Genomic DNA, 22406 nt, shown 5'->3' on the forward strand with positions numbered 1-22406 from the left:
CTTTATAACCAATCACAAAATATTCGTTATGAAGTTCATGATCATTTTCTGGGCACTTTATATGTTGTTTTTCTGCATACCGTTTCCGATTTTCATTTATATGGCAACTTCGGAAACGCTTTTAGAACCAAGAAATTCGCTGATTGTCAGCTATATTTATCTTGGTTTTTCTGTTTTAGTATGGTTGTACGTGATTATATTTTTCATCAATAATCTTTTCGTAAAAACTTTTAAAGCTAAAAATACGATCAATAATATTCTCAAAAACGGCACACCGAGAGAAGCGAAAATTATTGATTATCAATTGATAAAATATAATGCTAAATCGAATATCAATGCCATCCAGATCAAACTTTCTTTCCAAAATTTGAGGAATGTTTTGATTGAACATGAGCTACTTTTTCATGATATTAAACCTCAGGAAAAAAGATTTGATGCAGGAAAAACAGTTAAAGTTTTACTGAATCCGAATATATCCGAAGAACCTTATTTTATTTTAAGTGGCCAACAGACCAAATTTAATCCTGTCGGAATGATCTTGAGAATTTTATTTGTGGTTTTTATGATCGCCTATGTTATTGGGCTGTACTACTATTTCTACACCACGGAATCCTTTGATTTTGGTTGGCGGTTTCTGACTTTCATGCATCCGATTATTTTCAGTGGAGTAATGTTTTTGCTAACCATTTTGGTTTATCAAATGATCGTCGGGAAGTTTTTTAAGAAAACAAAAGAAGAGAAAATTCTTTTTGCCGGTAGAAATGCCGAGGCCGAAATTATCAGTGTAAGTCAAACGGGTTTAACGGTAAATGATCAACCTCAGATTATGGTTCAGGTGAGTTTTAAAGATTTTAAGGGTAAAGAACATATTACGGTTTTCAAAAAAATAGTCAATCTTCTGGATTTAGCTTCTGTTCCCAGACAAGGCAAAATCGAGATTATGTATGATGAAAATAATCCTTCAAAAATTACAATTCCGAGGATGAATTAAACTTAAATATGAAAAATCGATAGCAGTTTTAAAGTTTGGGAGATGGAAGTTGGAAGCTGGAGGATTTATTAGCACATATTAACTTCTTAACTTCTTAACTTCATTTTTCATAAACTTCAACCTTCCATCTTCCCGCTTTTAATAATATCCTAGCACTTTCATCCAAAGTCCGCCGACTCCCATGTAAATAATCAGTAGGACAATTCCGATTTCCAAACCGCGAAGCCACCAAGCTTTCAAGTCGACATATCCACTTCCGAAAAATACGGGTGCCGGACCGTGTCCATAATGCGTTAATACACCGTAAATTGATCCTAAAAATCCAAGCATCATGGCTAATAACATTGGAGGAATTCCTACTGCAACACCAACTCCGAGCAAAGCTGCGTACATTGCTGCAACATGAGCCGTAGCACTCGCGAAAATGTAATGACTGAAAAAATACACCAAAATAATTACAGGGAAAGCAACCGTCCATGTCATATGTCCGATTTTAACCTTAATTAAATCACTAAACCATCCAATAAATCCCAATTCGTTGAGTGAACTCGCCATCATCACCAGAACGGCAAACCAAACGATGGTATCCCAAGCGCCTTTTTCAGATTTTACATCTTCCCAGGTTAAAACTGATGTTAATAAAAGTAAGGTTAATCCAATGAAAGCTGTTGTTGTTGCATCAATTGATAGTGCTCCACCGAAAATCCAAAGACCTAATAAAATGAAGAATGCTAACAACATCAACCACTCATTTTTAGAAATAGGTCCCATCTCTTTTAATTTTTGAGCCGCCATTTTTGGTGCGTCACCTGTTTTCTTTAATTCAGGCGGATATAGTTTGTATAAAACTAATGGAACTACAAAAAAAGCGACTAATCCTGGAACGAAACCGGCAGCAGCCCAAGACATCCAGGTAATATTAATTCCTAAATTGGCTGCAAATTTCTGACACATCGGGTTACTTGCCGTTCCTGTTAAAAACATGGAAGATGAAATTAAATTCATGTAATAACTGTTTAATGTTAAAAATGAACCGAGTTTTCTATGTGTTTCAGGTTTTTCAGGAACGGAATCAAAACTTATAGCCATTGATTTCATAATCGGATAAATAATTCCACCACCTCTTGCGGTATTGCTCGGAATTGCTGGAGCCAAGCAAACATCTGCCAACCCTAATCCGTAAGCCAGTCCTAAAGAACTTTTCCCGAAAATTCTGATGAATAAAAAGGCAATTCTGTTTCCCAATCCTGTTTTAATAAAACCTCTGGCGATAAAGAATGAAATCCCAATTAGCCATATTACTTTGTCTCCGAAGCCTGAAAGTGCTTTTGTGATTGATTTTCCTGCATCTCCCGGAGCTACAACTTGAGTAAGCGCTGTAAATCCGATAGCCATCATACACATCGTTCCCATTGGAGCCGCTTTTAAGATAATTCCTAAAATTGTGGCTGCAAAAATGGCAAATAAATGCCACGCATTTTCCGCGACGCCTTTCGGAGCAGGAATAAACCATATGATAAGGGCAACAGCAAAGGTGATTGCTATGGCTTTGATATTTATTTCTTTCATAATAGTTAGTTTTAATAATTAGAATCTACTCTGTACCTGAACAATGAATAGATTATTGTTGTATTGTGAGGTGTTTGCAATGCTGTGTTTGTAACGGTCGAACTGTACACCCAACTGAATTCTGGCGCCATAGTTTTTCAAAAATTCCAACCCGAACATTGGAGTTATTGTCTGTCTTGGATTTGAATTTAATCTGAAATTCGTGTCCAAATACTCATAACGACAAGACAATTCGAAAGCACTTAAATTTCTATGATTGATTTCATATCGCAAATTCGGGAGAAAGTAAGCTCCGCGAATCAAGTATTCATCGGGGTTGTCGGGTCTGAGTTCCGGTGCAACGGCAAAATATAAAGGATGATTGGTTCCCTGTTTGGCTTCCAGCTGCATATCTAAGCTCCATTTTGAATCAAAATTGACTAATGAATTTAAATCAATTCCAACAGCATAAATTTTCTTTCCGAAAACCTCACCGATACCTCCATTTAAGCCTAGATTTAAATTATATTTTTTAGCCAAACCAAAAACTAATCGACTTGAATATTGTTTCCCGTCATCGTTGTCATTGACTTGATTTTTCCCGTTTCCATTCACTACAGAAATGGCGTATTGAAAAGGGATTTTACCTAATTCAAGTTGTCCTGTTGCTGAAATTCCGATTTGGAAGCTCGTCCAGCCTAATTTCCCGAATTCTGTGTATTGATTTGACCAGTCCAGTGATTTAATAATGTCGATAGGATAAGTTTCTTCAATACCAAACCAAGGTCTGAATTGCCCGACTGTAAAGGCTAATTTCGGATTGAAAGTGTATTTTAAATAAGCATTTTCGAGAACTCTGCTTTTGGGATCATTTTTGAAGTCGGCTAAATTGGCCAAAGCGACAACCTCCGTCCGTTTGCTGATTTGTGCCCGAACCTGAACCCTCATGTATTTCACCATGAAATTATTGTTGGTTCCCGAGCCGTCACTGTGATGAAATCCGTTTACGTCCACATCATTTTTCATTCCGACCAGATATCTTGCTTGAAACAGACCTTTTATCTGAAGAACAGGATATTTTACATTGTCTTCCGTTTCTTGTTTGGCGTGCAGAGAGTCCGGAACCTGAGCATTTGCTGAAAAATAAAACAGCATAAAACAAAGCAGGAGACTCATTTTTTTTGTTGAAAAAAAAGTCATAGAATTTGTGTTTAGTGAGTAGTGTTATTTTTTAAGCTAAGAATCTGAAGTTTACTAATCAGAACTCTTTTTGAGAGGTGCTAAAAGGGAAGTTTTTCATATAATATGTTTTAATTTAAGTGAAAATTAATCTTGATTTATGATTAAATATTCAATGATTTTTAAATGTATTCTTTATTTGGTGATATAAATTTAATAATTTTTGTTTAATTAACATAAAACTTTCAAACTATAATACAAAATTCATGTGAATAATCAGTTACGGTGAATTTAGAATAATTATTAGCTCTATTTTTAGTATATTATTAGTAAAAAGGCCTTTTAAAAATGAATAATGGAAATGTTTTTGTGCTGATTTAAAGGTGTTTTACATAAGTTATCCTCCGCATTAACGATGCTTTAACGTTTTAAACATTTGATACCACATCGTAATATTGCTTTAAAAATTTCGTTATATTTGATAGATTAAAGAATTATATGAATTTTGTAGATTGTCATGAAGAACCCATTCATATTCCTGGGTACATACAAAGTTTTGGGTATCTGATTGGCATTGATGTAGAATCTCATTCCATTACTTTTTTTAGCCAGAATATTTCCAACATTTTCAATATTGAGAATGTTGAATTTCTTTTTGGCAAAAAGATTACAGATTTTCCTGAAAGCTTTAAAAGTATTATGGATTCTGACATTTATCATTCATTACATAAATTCACAAGAAGAGAAAACGAAACGTATTTTGATAAAATCATTATTGGGGTATCGGAGTATCATTTTTCAGTTTTTAGAAGTAAAAATCATATTTTTCTTGAATTTGAAGAGGTTTTAGCAAATCCGAACAAACGTATTTCGAATAAATATGATAACTTTTATATTATCGATAATGCACAGGAAATTTGGGAGCAGCTTTTAAGCACTCTTTCAAAAATCGTGAACTATGACCGAATGATGGTGTATAAATTCATGGCAGACGGTTCCGGAAAAGTAATTGCAGAACGCAGAAATAAAGATATAGAAAGTTATTTAGGTCTTCATTATCCCGAATCGGATATTCCGAGACAGGCGAGGGAATTGTACATGAAAAAAAGAAAGAGAATTTTCAGTAATGTACATTCTGAAACGGTTCCTCTTCTCAGTAAAACTCATAAGACTATTGATCTTACTTTTACAGGTTCACGCGGTATGTCGCCTATTCATGGGCAATATATCAAGAATTCGGGAGCATCTTCAAGTTTCAGTGTTTCTATTATTATTGATGATAAACTTTGGGGTTTGGTGACGTGTCAAAACTCAGAGGCGAAGCATATTGACCTTGAAGATAGGGTGCAGGCGGGAATTTTCACGGCTTTGGCTTCGAATGCCTATTCATCTTTTAAATCTAAAAAAGAACTTGAATATCGTATTGGACTGAATGAAAAATCGGCTTATTTGAAATCAGATTTTTTAAAGCATAATACTTTATTTGATTCCTTAATTGAAAATAAAGGAGAGATCAGAGAACTGCCCGAAGCTGATGGTTTGGTCATCGTTTCTGATGAAGATATTGTAACGGACGGCATAACGCCTGAACGTTCTTTAATTGGAAAAATCATTAATTGGGCTCATGAAAATACGCAGGAAAGTTTATATGTAAATCGAAGTTTTCTTAAAGAATATGGAGATGAATTGGGTTTAAATGAAAATGCAGCCGGAATCATCATTTATTTTATCGAAAGAAGTAAAAACGAAATGTTGATCTGGTTCCGAAAAGAATTTGATGAACACATCAACTGGGCTGGAAATCCCGAAAAACAAATAGGTGTCTTCTCACAAAACGGCGAAGAAAAGCATATTATTTCTCCAAGAACTTCTTTTCAGACTTTTACAGAAAATATTAAAGGAAATTCCAGAAGATGGAGTTCTAGAAACCTCAGTGCGATACAATCTGTGCGAGATGTAATTCTGGAAACGTCCCATAAACAATATAATGCAATCAAAGAATTAAATAATCAACTGAGAAAAGTAAATGAAGAACTTGATAGTTTTTCTTACACGATTTCTCATGATTTGGGAACGCCTTTGACTGTTATGAAGCTTAATGCTCAAATGCTTCTTTCTAATTTTGAAAAAACAGATAAAAATAAAAATAAACTGACTTCCATCATCGAAGAAATCGACGGAATGGCAGAAATGATGCACGATGTCTTACAACTGAGCCGTGCAAAACACAGCGAAATCGAGCTTGAAATAGTTCAGCCGGCAAATACCATTAAAAAGATCTCAGATAATGCTAAGATCACTTTCGAAAGTCCACGAAGTGAGATTATCATTAAAGATTGTCCTGAAGTGTTGGCAGATAAAACGATGATGCATCAGGTATTTTTAAATATCATTAATAATGCTGTGAAATATTCTTCACAACATGATCAGCCAAGGGTTGAGATTGAAGGGTTTGAAGAGGGCGAAAACATTATTTACAGAATTTCAGATAACGGAATCGGGATTCCTGAAGAGGATAAACACAAGATGTTTAAAATTTTCAATAGAATGGATAATGCGAAAAAATTTAAAGGAAATGGAGTAGGACTTTCCATTGTTCACAGGATTATGAACAGAATTGGAGGAAATGTTGATTATGAAAGCAATAAAGATGGTACAAGTTTCATTTTAACGTTCAAAAAACCTTAAATTTGGGAAACTTTTAAAACCTTATTATGGTATCTGAATATCTTAAACAAAACACTGCAGAATATCACGATGCAGCAGAGAAACTTTTTAATTCTGAAAAAATTTTTAACAAGACTTTCACTTTAGAAGATTATAAAAAAATCATCAATACCAATTATTTGATGTTGCTTCACTCTGAAGACAAAATATTCAGCAATCTTTCTGATAAATTTTCTGAGAAACTTCAATTGGATCAAAGAAAAAAACTTCCTCTTATCGAGAAAGACCTTCAAAGTTTATCATTGGAAAATCAAAATGCTTCTCATGATCTTGAATTCAGCAACGATTATGAGGCTTTAGGAGCAATGTACGTGATTGAAGGTTCTACTTTGGGTGGAAATGTGATCGCAAAACAACTTTCTAAAACGGAAGGTTTTGATAAAGTAACTTTTAATTTCTTCGGATGTTATCAGGAAAATACAGGGGCAATGTGGAAGAATTTCAAAGAAGTTTTAGATATAGAAGTTACTGAAGAGAACTATAATGAAGTTTTATCAGGCGCTAAAAAACTATATACGTTTTTACTGAACGTAAACTAAGATCTTTCCAAAAAAATAAATATTTACCTAGTAGATAATAAGCTTGTTTAAGCTAATGAAAATTTAACCACAAAAGTCACAAAAGATTAACACATAAGTTATTTAAGTTCATCATGAAAGGTAGATAAGAACACATAAGTTCTAAAAATCTTTGATTTTTTATTCTTTTGTATACTTCTATTTTCAGAATAGATAAACTTGAAACAGTTTAATAATAGCTTTTGCTTCTTTTGTGGTTAAAATAAAAAGTTTAACCAAGTTCAATATAAACTCCTGAAAGATTGCTCAATTTTTCAGGAATTGTTAAATTTGGGAGTCAAAAAATTGAAACTAAACAACAAATAAATTTAAATAAGTATACATTATGAAAGTAACTGTAGTAGGTGCAGGCGCTGTAGGAGCGAGTTGTGCAGAATACATCGCAATGAAAGACTTCTGTTCAGAAGTAGTTTTAGTAGACATTAAAGAAGGATTTGCGGAAGGTAAAGCAATGGATTTGATGCAGACCGCATCTCTTAACGGATTCGATACCAAAATTACCGGAACAACAGGAGATTACAGCAAAACTGCAGGTTCTCATGTAGCGGTTATCACTTCAGGGATTCCTAGAAAACCTGGAATGACAAGAGAAGAATTGATCGGTATCAACGCAGGAATCGTAAAAGACGTAACTGCAAACCTGGTAAAACATTCTCCGGAAGTAATCATTATTGTGGTTTCTAACCCAATGGATACTATGGCGTATTTGGTACACAAAACTTCAGGTCTTCCTAAGCACAAGATCATCGGAATGGGTGGTGCTTTAGATTCTGCAAGATTCCAGTACAGATTGGCTGAAGCTTTAGAAGCTCCAATTTCTGACGTAAACGGAATGGTAATCGCTGCTCACAGTGATACTGGTATGCTTCCTCTATTGAGCAAAGCTACAAGAAACGGAGTTCCTGTAACTGAATTCCTTAGCGACGAACAACAAAAATATGTAATCGAAGAAACTAAAGTTGGAGGTGCTACTCTTACTAAATTATTAGGAACTTCTGCTTGGTATGCGCCAGGTGCAGCTGTTTCTGTAATGGTTCAGGCGATTGCATGTGACCAAAAGAAAATGATTCCTTGTTCATTAATGCTTGAAGGTGAATACGGTCAAAATGATATCTGCCTAGGTGTTCCTGCAATCATCGGGAAAAATGGTGTAGAAAAGATCGTTAACATCACATTGACTGCTGACGAGCAATTGAAATTCGCTGAAGCTGCTAATGCAGTAAGAGAAGTGAATGGTGATTTGAAGTTTTAATTGATTAGACTTTATATATTGAAACCGCGCCCGAAGGGCGTGGTTTTTATTTTCTTTTAAAAAGGTTCTTAAGTACTAGGATTATTGCTACTGCAATAAAGTAAATAATGTAGTTGTCCAAGAAAGGGTATGTAATTGTTGTAAGATTATTTTCATTTTTTGATATTTATTCAGTTGATACCATTAAAATATGACAAGTGACAGCGATTTCTTTAATTTTCATATTATCAGCATAGTTATTATTTGCTGTTCCTTCATCAATACATATTTTTAAATTAGTAGCATCATATTTCATTTCATCAATGGATGTATATTTTTGATGTTCAACTTCTTTTAGATTTACTACAAAATCGGCACAGGTTGCCAATTTATTTTCGTCCGATGCTGCTTTCCAATCTGTAATTGTTTTATTATGAAGAGTTCCATTTTTCAGCCACTCAAGTTCAGGATTATTTTTTTCGTTACATGATACCAAAATCAGGATTAAAATAGGTGAAATTTTTTTCATGATTAATTATTTTAATTTACACCAACTACTTGTGCCAAACTTTCAAAGCTATTATTCTCGTAAAAATCTAATTTACTATAACCATTCATATTGTTAATTGTATAAACAGCTTTTATATTCTTTAAATCCTTTTCATCATTATGTAATGCAGTTACAGGATTATCTGGAAATCTTGCACTATTTGGTTCCTTAAAGAAAACTAGAATTTGAAAATAACCATCAGTGTAATTAGGTTTTACGGATGAACAGTAATTCTTTAATTGTTCTAAACTGATATCTTTATTAACTTCAAAAAGAGTCATTTGATTAAAATTTCCATCGTTTTCTCGAATTTCTTTTTTTGTGTCAATTTTTTTAATATTAGTATTTACAGATTCGCTCATAGGTTCAGTATTGTGATGTATTTCAGTGGTTTCATTGTTAGATATTAATGCTAAACTATCAACAGGAGTCGGCGTTGTATCGATTTCTTTTTTGTTTTTATTGCAACTAAAAGGAATTATAAACAGGCCTAAAAGTAGAAGATTCATTTTTTTACTCATGGTATTATTTTTAATATTTCAAAAATATAAATATGCTAAGTGAATAAATTACGGAAAGCCATAACGTCAAATAATTAAATCCCCTTCCTCACGCCAAACACTCCCTTACCTAATGAGGTAAATCCCCTTATAAAAATAGCTGAAGGGACTTCAATATAAAAATCAATATTTCCATAAAAAAAAGACAGACTCAAAAAACGAATCTGCCTTGATATTAGATGTGAAAACCTATCTTAGTTGATGAATACTACAACATTGTTTCCAAGTACATTCCATGTTGCTGTGATGGGGCCAGTGGTTGATCCTGTAAATATTCCGGTACCGCCACCTCCACAATGTACACCGAGATTTATAAATCCGCCGTTGGAAAAATTCAGGTCAATAGTGTGCCAGGCTGTTACAGTCGTAATTGGCGGGTTGATGGTTGTTCCTCCAGCCACATTATACGTCTGGCTAGGAATACCTACTGCCTCCGAAATTACATTCCATTGATTGATAGGAGGATTTTGGAGATGACTAGTATTATACGATGGATAGGTCACAGTGCTTGCAGGAGCTAATGATGTTGCAGAATAACCTGTAACAACCGGTTGACAGTCAATTGGAAAAGAATTGAGTTGAGAACCTACCAATCTGTAACTAACACTGTAAGCTGAAAAATTATAAATAGTCATTGTGCCTGTTTGGGCGTATGCGATAGTTCCGATTAATAATAAAAGGAATAATGAGATTTTTTTCATATTGATTTGTTTAAACATAAAGGTTATAAAGAAGATTTTTTGTAGTTATCCTGGAAAATTTCCATCGCCCATAAAATGATCTTTGTTTTATCTCCGTTAGTTGTTCTTTCAATTTGTTCATCCTTTATTCCTGTAGATTTAATGAGATGCTTTGCAGCTGGCATTAGAAGGTCTTTTCTCTGCTCACTCATCTGAAAAGATTGATATTCAGCGTTGAGTTTTTCATCAGTTACCGGAAGGTCTTTAGAATTGTTTACGATAATGATCGCACGTTTGAAATTATTAACCGCTTCTTCAGTCTGGTTCTCCTGAGCAACGGTCTGCATGTTTTCGGTACTGCATGACGTCATGACAATAAAGCATGAAACAGCCAGCAAAAATGTTTTTTTCATAGTAATTAGTAATTTAGGTTTGTGATAATATAGAATCTAATTTTATTATCGTGAAATATGGATAGGTATTTTAATTAATGAAGATTACAACATTCCCACTGGTAGAAGGACCTACATAGTTCCATGTTGCATGAATGTTGCTTGGAGTACTGCCACTGAAAGCTCCATTATTACTACTAACATATCCACAATCTCTTCCAAGATATATATGTTCTCCATTACCGAACTGCAAGTCAATAGATTGCCAGGATGTAATTGATGTAATAGCTGCAGGAATTGTAACTCCTCCTGATACATTATAGGTTTGGCTTGGAATTCCTATACTATCAGAATCTACTGTCCATTGGTTGATAGGTGGTGCTGTAGAAGGTATTGGCAGATGGCTCGAGTTATACTGAGAGTAGACTACTGTACTCGCAGGGGATAATGCTGCTGCTGAAAGGCCTTCAACGAGAGGATGGCAATCCATTGTATAATTATAATCATTAGTACCCAAAATTCTGTACTTAATAGGTTGTGAAGAAAAATTGTAGATTGTCATGCTTCCTGTCTGAGCGTATGCGAAAGTTCCGATTAATAATAAAAGGAATAATGAGATATTTTTCATATTGATTTGTTGTTAAAGCTTAAAGATTATAAAGAAGAATTTGAATAATTGTTCTGGAAAACTTCCATCGCCCATGCAATAATCTTTGCTTTGTCGCCGTTGGTTGCTTTTTCAATTTGTTCATCTTTTATCCCTGTTGACTTTATAAGATGTTTCGCGGCAGGAACCAGAATGTCTTTTCTTTGTTCACTCATTTCAGGAAATGGAGATTTTTTGTCTCGCCTTTCTGCAAACATTGGAAGATCTTTGGCGTTGTTAAAAGTGATGACAGCTCGTTTAAAATTCTGAACAGCTTCTGCCGTTTGGTTTTCCTGAGCAACAGCGGGAATGCTTTCGTTATTGCATGATGTCATGACAAAGAAGCATGCAATAGCAAGCAAGAATGTTTTTTTCATAATGATTATTAATATTTTAGTTCGTATAAAAGTAACTAAAATATTAATTAAATCAACTATTAGTGATAAAAAATGTTATTATTTAATTTATTACTATTAAAATCAAATTGATATTATATTATTAATGAAAAATTAAAAAGAACTTATTTTTATTATAAAATTATAGATAAAAAAGACAATTAATAGTATTCCTTAACGCCAGGATCGCTATGCCCTGCAACGATCTTACCGTCAATCGTATAGATGATTCCGCCTCCATTGAAATAAATATCGTTTGAGAAATGAAAATAACTTTTCACCGGGCCAAAAATAGTTTTCCCGGAATGGATATCTACAACAGTAATAATATAGTTTCTCTTTTCACTATCATTTTTATCATAAATAATAGTCTCTGCGAAATCATTTTTATAAGAACGGGAATTGGTTTTTTCCAGATCATCATATTTGAAAGGAATGATCATTTTACCAAGTTCAAAATCATACAATCCCATCTTCTGTGTTTTGGCAGATTTTAAAATAACAGCCTTTTCAAAAATTCCTGACGGATAATATACATTGAATGATTCAGGATACAAAAATCGTTTATCAATCGAAACCGGTTCAGATACAAGAATTTTTCCGGCCTGATCAGAAAAATAATACTGATTCTTATTTTTTACGATAGAGTAGTGCTTATCATTAGATGTAGTCACAAAAAGGGCATCTTCATAAACTGGAGCGAGCAGTTCTTTTTCATTATAATCTACCAGTCCTGTTTTACCATTTTCTATGTAACTGAAAGTCGTAATACCGAGTTTTGGATGATATTGCTTTAACGCATATTTTCTTTCCGAATGCTCAAACATATTAAACAAATTGGGAGTAGTAAAGCTCTGGATCAACAGATAATAATTCTTTCCATTCCGTGTTACACTTAAAGTTTGATTTTCATAAACCTGTATATCCTCATACTCCGGAGGCAGAATATAGTTGAAATTCTTATTCATCAAACCATACTTACCGTCCTTTTTTACCCTGAAAATAGGATCATCCATAAACTGAAAATAGTAAGATTTAATATCTTCATATTCATAATTCAAAATGCATTGGTAGTACTCATCAATCAAACCCATTTTTCCATTTAAAGTAGCCTGAAAATAATTTCCCTTAAGATATTTTATAGAGTCAAAAAGTGGAGGATAAGAAGCTTTGATGTCTTCCTTTCCATTCGATTCATAACTTACCTTTAGTGCATATTTATTGTCTGTTTTTACGAATTTGTAGAGTTCCAAAGGATATGCGGGCGATTTTTTTAGAGCGTAAGTTGATCTTCCTGTTTTTCCATATTCAATGATGTTAATATCAAGATCTTTGAAAAAACTTGTTATGGTTTTCTTCTTTTTTTTAACTTCAGCCTTATTTTCTGTATCGTTGGCTTGATAAAAATTCTTTCTGTTATCTTGAATGAAGTTTTCCGCTTGCTTATACACTTCCATGGAATCTGCTGCAAAAACATTTCGTTTAAAATGTTGTCGGTCTTTATAGGTATAATAGACATCTTCCTCATGCTCGCCCATAGGAATGAAATCGTAAATAGCCCGTTGTATAAGGCCTGCATTAAGGTTAAGGAATCCCCACAAATAGCCTTTTCGAAGAAACAGTAGATTTCTTTTGTCTGAAACATCTCTTCCATCCCAATTGTAAAATTCATCATATTCGGCATCGAGAATGGGCTGGGCTTTGTAATTCATTAAACCCATTTTGCCGTCTTTTTCGAACATTAAAGTATTATTTCGAACAATTGAAGAACCATAGTTAAAAAGGGAAACAGGATAATCAAACAGGATACTCGTTTTTTTTCCATTCACCATTCCGTTCCCGAATTCATCAATGTTTTCTAAGATCGGTTCTTTATAAACGCTGTTGTCATCAACGCAATAAATGCCAATCTTTCCGTTTCTTTTAAAAGGGATATAATGCTTTGATTCTTTGTATTCACTTAAAGGTTTTTTAGCAGATTCATAATTATTGATGATTTTATCAATGTTTCCATTTTCGAAATAAACTTCTTCAAATTCATTAATATATTGTAAACCCGATTCATTAGACAGCGCATAAAGTTTTACGGATGAATTATTTTTAACTTTTATGAGTTGAATATTCGATTTTTTCAATGCTCTTCTATTGAAAAATAGTTCCTGAAGACCCGGTTCAAAATTACTGAGCAAAGTTGCATCGATTGAACTGCCCTGAGCAAGTACTTTCATCGTTTTTTTCTCAATAAGACGAACGTCACCTTTGGTTTTATAAGCTAAAAAATAGTCGTCGGAATGGTCTAGATCTACGAATTCAAAATAGTCTTTAAGTAATATATTAAGATCAACATCATAAAGACTGTACCTGAAATCCAAGCCTATAACACCAATGAAATCTCTCATATGCTGTCCGATGTTGTGGTATTCTAAAGGGAGAAGAATTTTACCATTGATATCTGCAATCCCTGATTTTCCGTTTTTTCTTAAAAGAATAAGGTCTTTTTTGAGGCTTAAAGCTCCAACTTTGTCATAAATAGGAGGGATAATGTATCGTTTTTCATTAGCACTGTAAATTCCCATCGTGAAAATTATCCCTTTTTCGAAGGTGACTGTTTCAATGCAGTGATCAAGATTGAGAATTGCTTTTTGAGTAAAATCATAGGCAAGAATGCTTTTCAGATGCATTTTATATTGCCAGATGTCACTTTTTGTTTTTTCGTCATCAGGATAGCTTTCCAAAACGCATAAAGCATTTCGGATATCGCCGATTTCATAATATTGGAGTGATTGTTTTTTCAGCGAATCAATATTTTGAGCGAACAAAAACTGATGTAAGAGTATAATTATTAAAAACAGATTTTTTTTCACCACAATATATTTTTTCTTAAAAACGAAAGTACAAAAATTAAATTTTCGTAATAAATTTCTGTGTTTATCTATAAATTTCTATCCGCTTTTTCTTTCTTTAATTTGTTCCAGTTGTTGATATTCATGATCAGAATAGGAAGTAGGGCGATCGGAACAACTGTTAAAGCACTGAATCCTTTTTTGAATGTTAAAAACATCGTACTTAAAAATAAAAGAATAAGGAAAACCATCAACATAATGGTTAAAATTTTTATCTTCTTTTCATTGCTGATAATTTCTTCATCAGAGTATTCGGTTATTGGTTTAGTTTCTTTCATGGTTTTATTTTTTCTTAATGACTTCAAGGGTATTAATTTTTCCAACAGGTGCGATCTTAATGTTTCTGTCTCCTTTTTCGACATAAAAATAGTAAGAACTGTTGATATCGATCATGTAAATGTCAGTCGGTTCGCCACCGGATTCGGAAACGATCTTGTAATTGTATTTTAAATCTTGAGTATCAATTCTCTTTTTAATAATTCGGCCTTCACCCAACCCCAATCCTACAAACAAAGCGAGAAGTTCAATACCTACAAGTATGGCAAATACCGGAATCATCGATTTTTGAAGCGTTTTTTTATCACCTTCATGATTTATTTTATAGCTTCCTAATAGCTTTTTACTCCAGTTTTTATCGCTGTTTTTCACCAGTATTACCTGAAATAGAAAGAATAAAAGCACAACAGAAATTATTACAATGATCAAAATAGGACTTGAAGCCATATCAGCAATCGGACTGATCAGAATGTCCGTTATAGAGGAATATTTCAAAATATTTATTCCCAACTGATAAAAAAGAATGCTTTCCTTTAAAAGTCCAAGAACAATTAGATATAAATAGCCTAAAGGTAATAATCCTTGAATTTTTTCTAAATATTTCATTGGTCTAAGATATTATTTTTATCTTAAACTGTTTTTATCTAAATGAAATTTAGTTCATGTAAATTCTTAATTAAAAGACTGCCTAAACTCCAACGGCGAAACACTCGTTTTATTTTTAAACAATTTACTGAAAGACTGAGGATGTTCAAAACCCAATTCATAAGCAATTTCGCTCACAGACAATTGAGTTGTGGATAATTTTTCCTTTGCTTTTTCAATCAATTTTTCGTGAATATGCTGTTGAGTGCTTTGTCCGGTTAAAACTTTCAATAATCCGGTTAGATAACTTGCCGAAACATTCAATTGATCGGCAACAAACTGTACAGAAGGAAGTCCTTTTGTGATCAGATCTTCATTATTAAAATAATCGGATAATAATTTTTCTAATGAATCAAGAATTTTATGATTGGAAATTTTTCGTGTAATAAATTGTCTTTGATAAAAGCGTTCAGCATAATTCAACAATGTTTCAATCTGTGAAATAATAATATTCTGACTGAACTGATCAATATTTGAATGATATTCGTTTTGAATATTCTGAACAACATTTTTAACCACATCTTCTTCCTTTTCTGAAAGAAATAAAGCTTCTTTCACTGAATAATTAAAATATTCATATTGCTTAATGTTTTTGGCTAAAGAAGTGTTCCAGAAAAAATCGGGATGAATGAGTAAAATCCATCCCGTATGTTTTGCCTGTAAACTTGTGTCAGGATCAAGAGTAACGCCAAAAACCTGTCCCGGAGCCATGAAAAACATTACCCCTTCATCAAAATCATATTCCTGCTGACCGTATTTTATTTTCGCATTAGAAGTTCTTTTAATAGAAATCGAATAAAAATCTAAAATCCAGCTCAGTTCTTTAATATCAGGATCATGGCTGATCGTGCTATAATCTATAACACTGATCAGCGGATGTTCAGGTTTCGGAAGTCCACGAAATTGATGAAATTCACTGATGGTTTTGAGTCTGATGGGCTGTTTCATTTTATAAATTTAGGTTTTGTATTAAATTAATGAAAATAATTTTATCAATTTAGCTTGATGATCTGACATAGGAAAATGGAGCGTTAAGAAAATTAATTCTGTGAACGTTAAGAAAATTCTACTGTTTGAAGCGCGAGACAAATGTTGAATCGAAGAACAAATAATAAATTCGCGCAAGTTTTAGAATTTTTAGAGAACAGAATTCATTTTTAGCGGAAGTTTCCAAGTCTTGAATTTTTGTTTCTTTTGTTTCAAGACAAAAGAAAATTTTATTTGAAGTATGCTTTAGCAAAATCTTCAGCAAAATCCTTTACTTTCACATTTCCTAAAACAGGTCTGTTTTTATAATAATCTTCATATAAAACTCCGTTTCCTCTGGCAGTATTCATTTCTACGAAACCTTTAGCCGTTTTTGGATTCATTCCGGCATTGATCATTCCGTTCAATAAATCTTCGTCAGGAACGGTCAACCATTTCAGTTCAGGATTTCCGATGGCTTCGCCTAAAGTTTTTGCAATATCATTTGGTGAAATTTCCTCGCTTGCAATGTAGCGAACTTCTCTTCCATCGAATGGTTTTTCAATTTCTTCTGCGATGGCAGTGGCGATATCTAAAGGCGAAACCCAAGGTTCTTTTTCATCTCCACCATAATTTTGGATAATTAAGTTTTGTGATTTAATGGTTGGAATGAAAGAATACATATTATAATAAAACCCAACCGGACGCATAAATTTAATGGAAACATCTTGTGGAAGTTCATTTAAAATCTTTTCTACATTGTAATGAAAGGCAAGAATTCCGTTTCCGCTTGGAAGGTGAGCGCCAATGCTACTAAGGTGAACAATGTTTTTCACGTCCGATTTTTCAAAAGCTTCTTTGTAATTTTTCCCGATCTGAGTATTAGCTTCGATGAAATCGATGTTATGATCAAAGAAAACGCCTGCATTTAATGCTTCCATGGCATAAACTACATCTGCACCTGTAAATGTTTTGGTTAGAAAATCCACATCTTCCATAGAACCGATTGCAGCGTTAGCATCCAATGCTTCAATTTCTGATTGTCTTTCTGAGTTGGTGCTGATAACGGTAACATCATGTCCTTTTCTTACTAATTCTTTTGTCAGTGGTTTGCTGATATTTCCTAACGAGCCTGTTACGATAATTTTCATTTTGTTTGATTTTTTATTGAAACAAAGTTCAGGATTGTTCAAAAGCTATGCGTAGCCAAATCTACTTTTTGTGTAGTCAAAAAAAGTCTCTATCGTTTTGATAGAGACTTGAATTTTAATATGATTTATTTTTTTGCTTCAGTTCCGAAGGTGAAATTCCATACAATTTTTTAAACGTAAAAGAAAAATGGGAGAGATCTTCAAAGCCAAGATCAACATAAATATCTGTCGGTTTTTTATTTTCTTTATCCAAAAGGAAATAGGCTTCCTGAAGACGTTTATTCATCAGCCATTTTCCTGGAGTGGTGTTGAAAATTGCTTTAAATTCTCTTTTAAAAGTAGATAAACTTCGTCCTGTCATAAAAGCAAAACGTTCCAGACTGATATTGAATTTATAATTATGATTCATAAACAACTCCAAATCAATTTTATGCGGAACATTGAAATTGAAGAAAATATCTTTCAGATCAGGATTGTTCTTTAACAAAATCATCAACAATTCTTCACGTTTTATATCCACAAAAGTATCATCCAACTGCTCGCTTCCGTTGTAATAAGGTTCGAGAGATTGTATGAAATTCTTAATTAATTTATCTTCATTAATAAATAAAAAAGAATCATTATTGTCGGTTGGCTCGGCTTGAAAAGGATGACGTTCCAGAAATTTCTTTAAAAATTTTTGATCAAAAGCAATGATTACCTTTTCAAACTCCCCGTCTTCCTTATATTTTGTATAACGAACCAAATGATTTTTCCGTGCAATACAGTAATCACCGGGTTTCATGTTGTAATGCCTGTAACCATCGTACGAAACCATTGAACCTTTCAGTAAAAACAAAAAGAAATGTTCAGGGATAAACTGTTCCGGAGAAATTTCGGGACCTAAATGACAGGAATGTAGATTATTGAATTTCAATTTTTTTCTTTTTTGTTATGTCCTTTTGTCTTGAAACAAAAGAACGAAAAATTCAAGACTTGGAAACTTACGCTAAAAATTTAAAATTAATCCTAAAATCCCCAAAACTTGCGCGAATTCAAAATTTTTGTCGCGCTTCAAACAATGGAAATTTTTTAACGGATTAAGTTTAAATTTTCTTAACGCTTCAGCTTCCTATGTCGTTTTATATTTGTCGAAGTTTAACTGTTGGTTTTACAATGACTTGTCTTACAAATTTACGGATTTGTCATTAAACTATCTGCACTTGCTAATAGAGCTTTTTCACGGCTTCTTGGAATGCAGTTTAGGATGGTTTTTGCTTTTTTGTTTGACATTTCTTTGTAGAATTCTTTGCCGATTGGTTCCAAATTCTGAATGTCAGAAGAGTATTGTGGTCTTTCTTTTTTGAACAGTTCGGCAACATCATAAAAGCTCATCACATCGTCTGAAGTTGTGATAAAACGCTCTCCCGCAGCATTCGGATGAAGCATCGCTTTGATGTGAATGTCCGCAACATCTCTCACATCTACTACGCCCATCGTGAAAGGTGGAGTTTGGTTCATCGTTCCGTTTAGAATCCCTGAAACTGCAATATCCAATGAAGCAGAAGTGATTCCACCGATGACAGGACCGAAAATTCCGACAGGATTAATGACCGTCAACTCCAAGCCATTGCCTTCTTTTTCGATAAATTCCCAGGCAGATTTTTCGGCGACGGTTTTTGATTTGATGTAAGCCGGAAGTTCAGTATTGGCATCCGTCCAGTCTTCTTCCGTGAAAATATGGTCTGCAATATTCTTACTGTAACCGACGGCCGCAAAAGATGAGGTCAAAACCACTCTTTTCACACCCGCATCACGCGACGCTTTCAAAACGCGCAAAGCTCCGTCTCTTGCAGGAATGATGAGTTCGTTTTCATCTTTCGGATCCTGAGCAGGAAAGGGCGATGCCACGTGAAGGACATAATCACAACCTTTTACGGCTTCATCCCAATTGTTGTCGCTTGTAAGGTCTGATTCAATAAATGAAAGGTTTGAAAAATCTGTAATTCCGCCTTCTTGCAAAGCTTTTAAAATAGTGTCTTTTTTCGCTAATGAACGAAGAGTTGTTTTCACTTCACACCCCTGTTGCAATAATTGCAGGACGGTATGAACTCCCAAAAATCCTGTACCTCCTGTTACCAAAACTGTTTTCTTTGTCTGTAAGTTTTCCATTTTGTTTAAATTTTACAGTACAAAGTTGGGGTTTATTTTGGGTTAAGGTTTTGTTGTGAGGCTCAACCTTTATTTGTTGTGAGGGGCAAGAATTTTGAAAATTAAATTTCTTCTGTATCAACAATATCAAAATCTCTTATTTCAATAAACTTTCCATTTGTTTTATCAGGATAATATTCAAAATATGGATAAAGAATAACATTTGAATTAAACTTTTTTACATCAGTTACTCTTTCTTCACCATACCAAGTTCCATCCTCTTTATCATATATTGCATGACTTAAATCTATAAACTCAGAATCAACACTATACGATATACTTACTTCCATTTCGAAAGTGAAGTTTGTTTCTTCAATTTCATTTATTATACCTATTACAATCTCTAAATTATCAATTTCTATAAAATTTAGTTCTAAGTCTTCCATCCAATAATCCTTATCTAAATAATTATAAGCTGCAGCTTCTAAATCACCTGATAGTAAAGAATTTATTGACTCTTCTATTTGAGTTTTTGCATTATTATAAATTTTATTGATTACCTCGAATTGAATATCGCTATTTTCTTTATAAAGGAATTCCAATAATGATGATAAGTTATATGTACAGTTTATACTATTACTATCATAATTTTCGAAATCTTTATCATTTGAGATGAAAAAGCAGCCTTTTGAATTTTGATTACTCCAGGATTTTATTGCATTAATGCTTATTGCATCAGGAAATTCAGTTTTTTTTAAACCTTCTTTAAATGGAGGTTTTGTTGCAAAATAATCATCTGTAATTTCTTTTAAATTTGCAGCACTAGTATCAATTATTTCTATAGAATTATTTTTAATTATATCTTCAAACCTTTGTTTTATTTCTAAAACTGCACTATTTTTTATTTTTTTGAAATTGACTTTCTTAAAATATTCTTCGAGTATATTTATATTTCTTAATATCCTTGCATCATTTTCAAAACTTAACTTTTGTGTTTTAAAAAGGTTTGTAGCTTTTATTGCATGATCAGTAATTCTATTGATAATTTCTCTATAAACAATGTCAGTAATTTTTAAATCAATTAAATTTTGTTGTGATAGATGTAATAATAAATTGATATTTCTTCCTTCAAAATAATTTTCTGATTCAAAAATACTTGTGTCTAAAAAAATAGTGTGATTTGACATATATCAATTACAGTTTCGTGGTTAGCATCAAATTTATAAATTATTTCTAAGTAAAAAAAATCTCTACAGGAAACCGTAAGAGATAAGTTATATAGAATCAATTCCTAATTAGAAACAATAAAAATTTTTAAATAACCCATAAAAAAGCCAGCGCAAAAAAATTACGCCAGCTCGTCTATGAAATTTATATATTAAAACTTGCCGAATTAAGCGACAGGAGTTTTCTGTATCATTTTTATTAATTATTAAAAGTAGCGAAAGCCCCTTCCGTAGCTGCAAAGAAATTATTGTATAATAAATTTGTGTCTCCAACACGAACTTCATAAATATTTTCCTGAAGTGCTTTTACAAGATCGTTGGCAACATCAGAAGCTGGAATTCCATTTTCTTTACCTCCAATTTCTGCTGAGAAATCTGTGGCAACCAAAGGCGGCATCAATTCAAAAACTTTGACGTTGGTATCTTTTGCCAATTCGTATCTCAACAATCTGGTGTGAGAGTGAAGTGCTGCTTTCGAATCTGAATACGTTGGAAGATGAGATCCCGGAACAAAACCTACAATTGAAGAAACATTCACGATTGCCGCTTCGGTTTGTTCTTTTAATAATGGAAGGAATTTTTCAGACAGTCTGATTGGCGCGAAATAATTGGTTGTAAATTCTGCCACGGCTTTGTCATGTGCATTTCCATCATTTGCAATATTGTAAACGTAAGCATTTCCTGCATTGTTAATTAAAATATTCAAACTTCCGAAAGTTGTTTTCACTTCTTCGAATAATCTGTTAACATCACTTTCATTCGTAATATCTGCCTGAATAGTGAATACGTTTTCTAAATCTTTTGCCGCAGCTTCTAATTTTTCTTTGTTTCTTCCGACGATGATAATTTTATTTGCCGGACTTAATGCTTTTGCAATTTCTAAACCTATTCCTGAACCTCCGCCAGTGATCAAAATTGTGTTGTCTGTAATGTTCATAATAATTTGTTTTTGTTTAATTTATATTAAATTTAAATATTGTACTATTTGGTACAAAATATGAGAAAAAATTTTTAATCGAGTAATTTTAAATTAAGTTCAATGATTGAAGTAAGAATTTGGGCTGAATTTTCCATACGTTTTGTAACATGAATTCCGTTCCAGAGATTGGTAAGATGCCAAGCTAAAATTTCAGGATCTTCAGTGCTTTTTATTTGTCCATTTTTCTGTGCTTTATTGATAACTTCAGCAAAAAGGTGTTGTAGATTTTTTAAAATTTCTGCTGATACTTTTTTTATTTCATCATCTTTTTCGGAAAGCTGGACTAATGCATTTCCCAGATAACATCCTCGTTCTTTATCACAGTCGGAACCGTTGGCTAATCCTAAAAATAATTGTTTGATGAATTCTATTTCGTTGTCAGAATTTGCAATTCCTTCAGATAATTTTTGATGAAAACTATCTGAAAACTGTTTGATAGAGCGAAGATATAATTCCTGTTTTCCACCTTTGAAAGCCAAATAAAAGCTTCCTTTTCCGATTCCCATGGCATTCAATAATTCGTCTGCAGAAGCTGTATCGTAGCCTTTGTTTCTGAAAACTTCAGTCGCTTTTTCAATTGCCTGATTTTCGTCGAATATTTTTGGTCTGCCTGCCATTTCTTTATTTTGATGAGACAAAGGTATATAATTGTA

The 22406-nt window shown here is 33.1% G+C and carries 22 protein-coding genes; 4 read left to right on the top strand and 18 right to left on the bottom strand.

Translation table 11 applies throughout. The annotated features are described in order from the left end of the window. Positions 1 to 28: 28 nt before the first annotated feature. Positions 29 to 991: a hypothetical protein gene (locus tag SB689_RS11925; protein ID WP_410692365.1), complete on the top strand. Its 963-nt coding sequence runs from the start codon at positions 29 to 31 to the stop codon at positions 989 to 991. 138 nt (positions 992 to 1129) lie between these two features. Here SB689_RS11925 and SB689_RS11930 read toward each other — a convergent pair whose 3' ends face one another. Both SB689_RS11930 and SB689_RS11935 read right to left on the bottom strand, forming a co-directional pair. Then, on the bottom strand, positions 1130 to 2560 hold the full coding sequence (locus SB689_RS11930; protein ID WP_410692366.1) for an anion permease: 1431 nt from the start codon (positions 2558 to 2560) through the stop codon (positions 1130 to 1132). Between the two features lie 18 nt (positions 2561 to 2578). Further along, on the bottom strand, positions 2579 to 3715 hold the full coding sequence (locus SB689_RS11935) for a porin (protein ID WP_410692367.1): 1137 nt from the start codon (positions 3713 to 3715) through the stop codon (positions 2579 to 2581). A 501-nt stretch (positions 3716 to 4216) separates the two neighbouring features. On the opposite strand from SB689_RS11935, the gene SB689_RS11940 reads away from it, so the two are divergent. From SB689_RS11940 to SB689_RS11950, 3 genes are all read left to right on the top strand, one after another. Beyond that, on the top strand, positions 4217 to 6406 hold the full coding sequence (locus SB689_RS11940) for an ATP-binding protein (protein ID WP_410692368.1): 2190 nt from the start codon (positions 4217 to 4219) through the stop codon (positions 6404 to 6406). Between the two features lie 26 nt (positions 6407 to 6432). Beyond that, a complete protein-coding gene (locus tag SB689_RS11945; RefSeq protein ID WP_410692369.1) occupies positions 6433 to 6984 on the top strand; it encodes a biliverdin-producing heme oxygenase in 552 nt (183 codons plus the stop codon). A gap of 364 nt (positions 6985 to 7348) precedes the next feature. Then, complete coding sequence (locus SB689_RS11950; RefSeq protein ID WP_123980017.1) at positions 7349 to 8275, top strand: malate dehydrogenase; 927 nt, start codon at positions 7349 to 7351, stop codon at positions 8273 to 8275. Between the two features lie 166 nt (positions 8276 to 8441). Here the strand turns inward: SB689_RS11950 and SB689_RS11955 are convergent, their stop codons facing one another. From SB689_RS11955 to SB689_RS12030, 16 genes are all read right to left on the bottom strand, one after another. Further along, on the bottom strand, positions 8442 to 8783 hold the full coding sequence (locus SB689_RS11955; protein WP_410692370.1) for a hypothetical protein: 342 nt from the start codon (positions 8781 to 8783) through the stop codon (positions 8442 to 8444). An 11-nt stretch (positions 8784 to 8794) separates the two neighbouring features. Further along, positions 8795 to 9325 carry a hypothetical protein gene (locus SB689_RS11960; protein ID WP_410692371.1) on the bottom strand — a complete coding sequence of 177 codons (531 nt, stop codon included), beginning with the start codon at positions 9323 to 9325 and terminating at the stop codon, positions 8795 to 8797. Positions 9326 to 9558: 233 nt separating this feature from the next. Then, entirely contained in the window at positions 9559 to 10065 is a 507-nt protein-coding gene (locus SB689_RS11965) for a hypothetical protein (RefSeq protein ID WP_410692372.1), read from the bottom strand. 23 nt (positions 10066 to 10088) lie between these two features. Continuing rightward, on the bottom strand, positions 10089 to 10457 hold the full coding sequence (locus SB689_RS11970; protein WP_410692373.1) for a hypothetical protein: 369 nt from the start codon (positions 10455 to 10457) through the stop codon (positions 10089 to 10091). A 70-nt stretch (positions 10458 to 10527) separates the two neighbouring features. After that, positions 10528 to 11064 (bottom strand): hypothetical protein, encoded by a 537-nt coding sequence (locus tag SB689_RS11975; RefSeq protein WP_410692374.1) that lies wholly within the window; start codon positions 11062 to 11064, stop codon positions 10528 to 10530. 26 nt (positions 11065 to 11090) lie between these two features. Further along, entirely contained in the window at positions 11091 to 11459 is a 369-nt protein-coding gene (locus SB689_RS11980) for a hypothetical protein (RefSeq protein WP_410692375.1), read from the bottom strand. 179 nt (positions 11460 to 11638) lie between these two features. Then, on the bottom strand, positions 11639 to 14341 hold the full coding sequence (locus SB689_RS11985) for a WG repeat-containing protein (protein ID WP_410692376.1): 2703 nt from the start codon (positions 14339 to 14341) through the stop codon (positions 11639 to 11641). A 68-nt stretch (positions 14342 to 14409) separates the two neighbouring features. Continuing rightward, positions 14410 to 14658, bottom strand: a complete 249-nt coding sequence (locus SB689_RS11990; protein WP_410692377.1) for a redox-active disulfide protein 2 — start codon at positions 14656 to 14658, stop codon at positions 14410 to 14412. A 4-nt stretch (positions 14659 to 14662) separates the two neighbouring features. After that, a complete protein-coding gene (locus SB689_RS11995; protein WP_410692378.1) occupies positions 14663 to 15262 on the bottom strand; it encodes a hypothetical protein in 600 nt (199 codons plus the stop codon). A gap of 66 nt (positions 15263 to 15328) precedes the next feature. Continuing rightward, on the bottom strand, positions 15329 to 16249 hold the full coding sequence (locus SB689_RS12000; protein ID WP_410692379.1) for a helix-turn-helix domain-containing protein: 921 nt from the start codon (positions 16247 to 16249) through the stop codon (positions 15329 to 15331). Between the two features lie 269 nt (positions 16250 to 16518). Beyond that, the gene (locus tag SB689_RS12005; protein WP_410692380.1) at positions 16519 to 17418 is read right to left on the bottom strand and encodes an NAD(P)H-binding protein; all 900 of its coding nucleotides are present in this window, start codon (positions 17416 to 17418) and stop codon (positions 16519 to 16521) included. Between the two features lie 115 nt (positions 17419 to 17533). Further along, the gene (locus SB689_RS12010) at positions 17534 to 18334 is read right to left on the bottom strand and encodes a helix-turn-helix domain-containing protein (RefSeq protein WP_410692381.1); all 801 of its coding nucleotides are present in this window, start codon (positions 18332 to 18334) and stop codon (positions 17534 to 17536) included. 257 nt (positions 18335 to 18591) lie between these two features. Further along, positions 18592 to 19569, bottom strand: a complete 978-nt coding sequence (locus SB689_RS12015; protein ID WP_410692382.1) for an SDR family oxidoreductase — start codon at positions 19567 to 19569, stop codon at positions 18592 to 18594. Between the two features lie 101 nt (positions 19570 to 19670). Next, the gene (locus tag SB689_RS12020; RefSeq protein ID WP_410692383.1) at positions 19671 to 20735 is read right to left on the bottom strand and encodes a PIN domain-containing protein; all 1065 of its coding nucleotides are present in this window, start codon (positions 20733 to 20735) and stop codon (positions 19671 to 19673) included. Positions 20736 to 20973: 238 nt separating this feature from the next. Next, positions 20974 to 21711 carry an SDR family oxidoreductase gene (locus tag SB689_RS12025; RefSeq protein WP_410692384.1) on the bottom strand — a complete coding sequence of 246 codons (738 nt, stop codon included), beginning with the start codon at positions 21709 to 21711 and terminating at the stop codon, positions 20974 to 20976. A gap of 74 nt (positions 21712 to 21785) precedes the next feature. Next, positions 21786 to 22370, bottom strand: coding sequence for a TetR/AcrR family transcriptional regulator (locus SB689_RS12030; RefSeq protein WP_410692385.1), 585 nt, complete (start codon positions 22368 to 22370; stop codon positions 21786 to 21788). Positions 22371 to 22406 lie beyond the last annotated feature (36 nt).

Source organism: Chryseobacterium sp. SIMBA_038 (assembly GCF_046535115.1).
Lineage (GTDB): Bacteria > Bacteroidota > Bacteroidia > Flavobacteriales > Weeksellaceae > Chryseobacterium.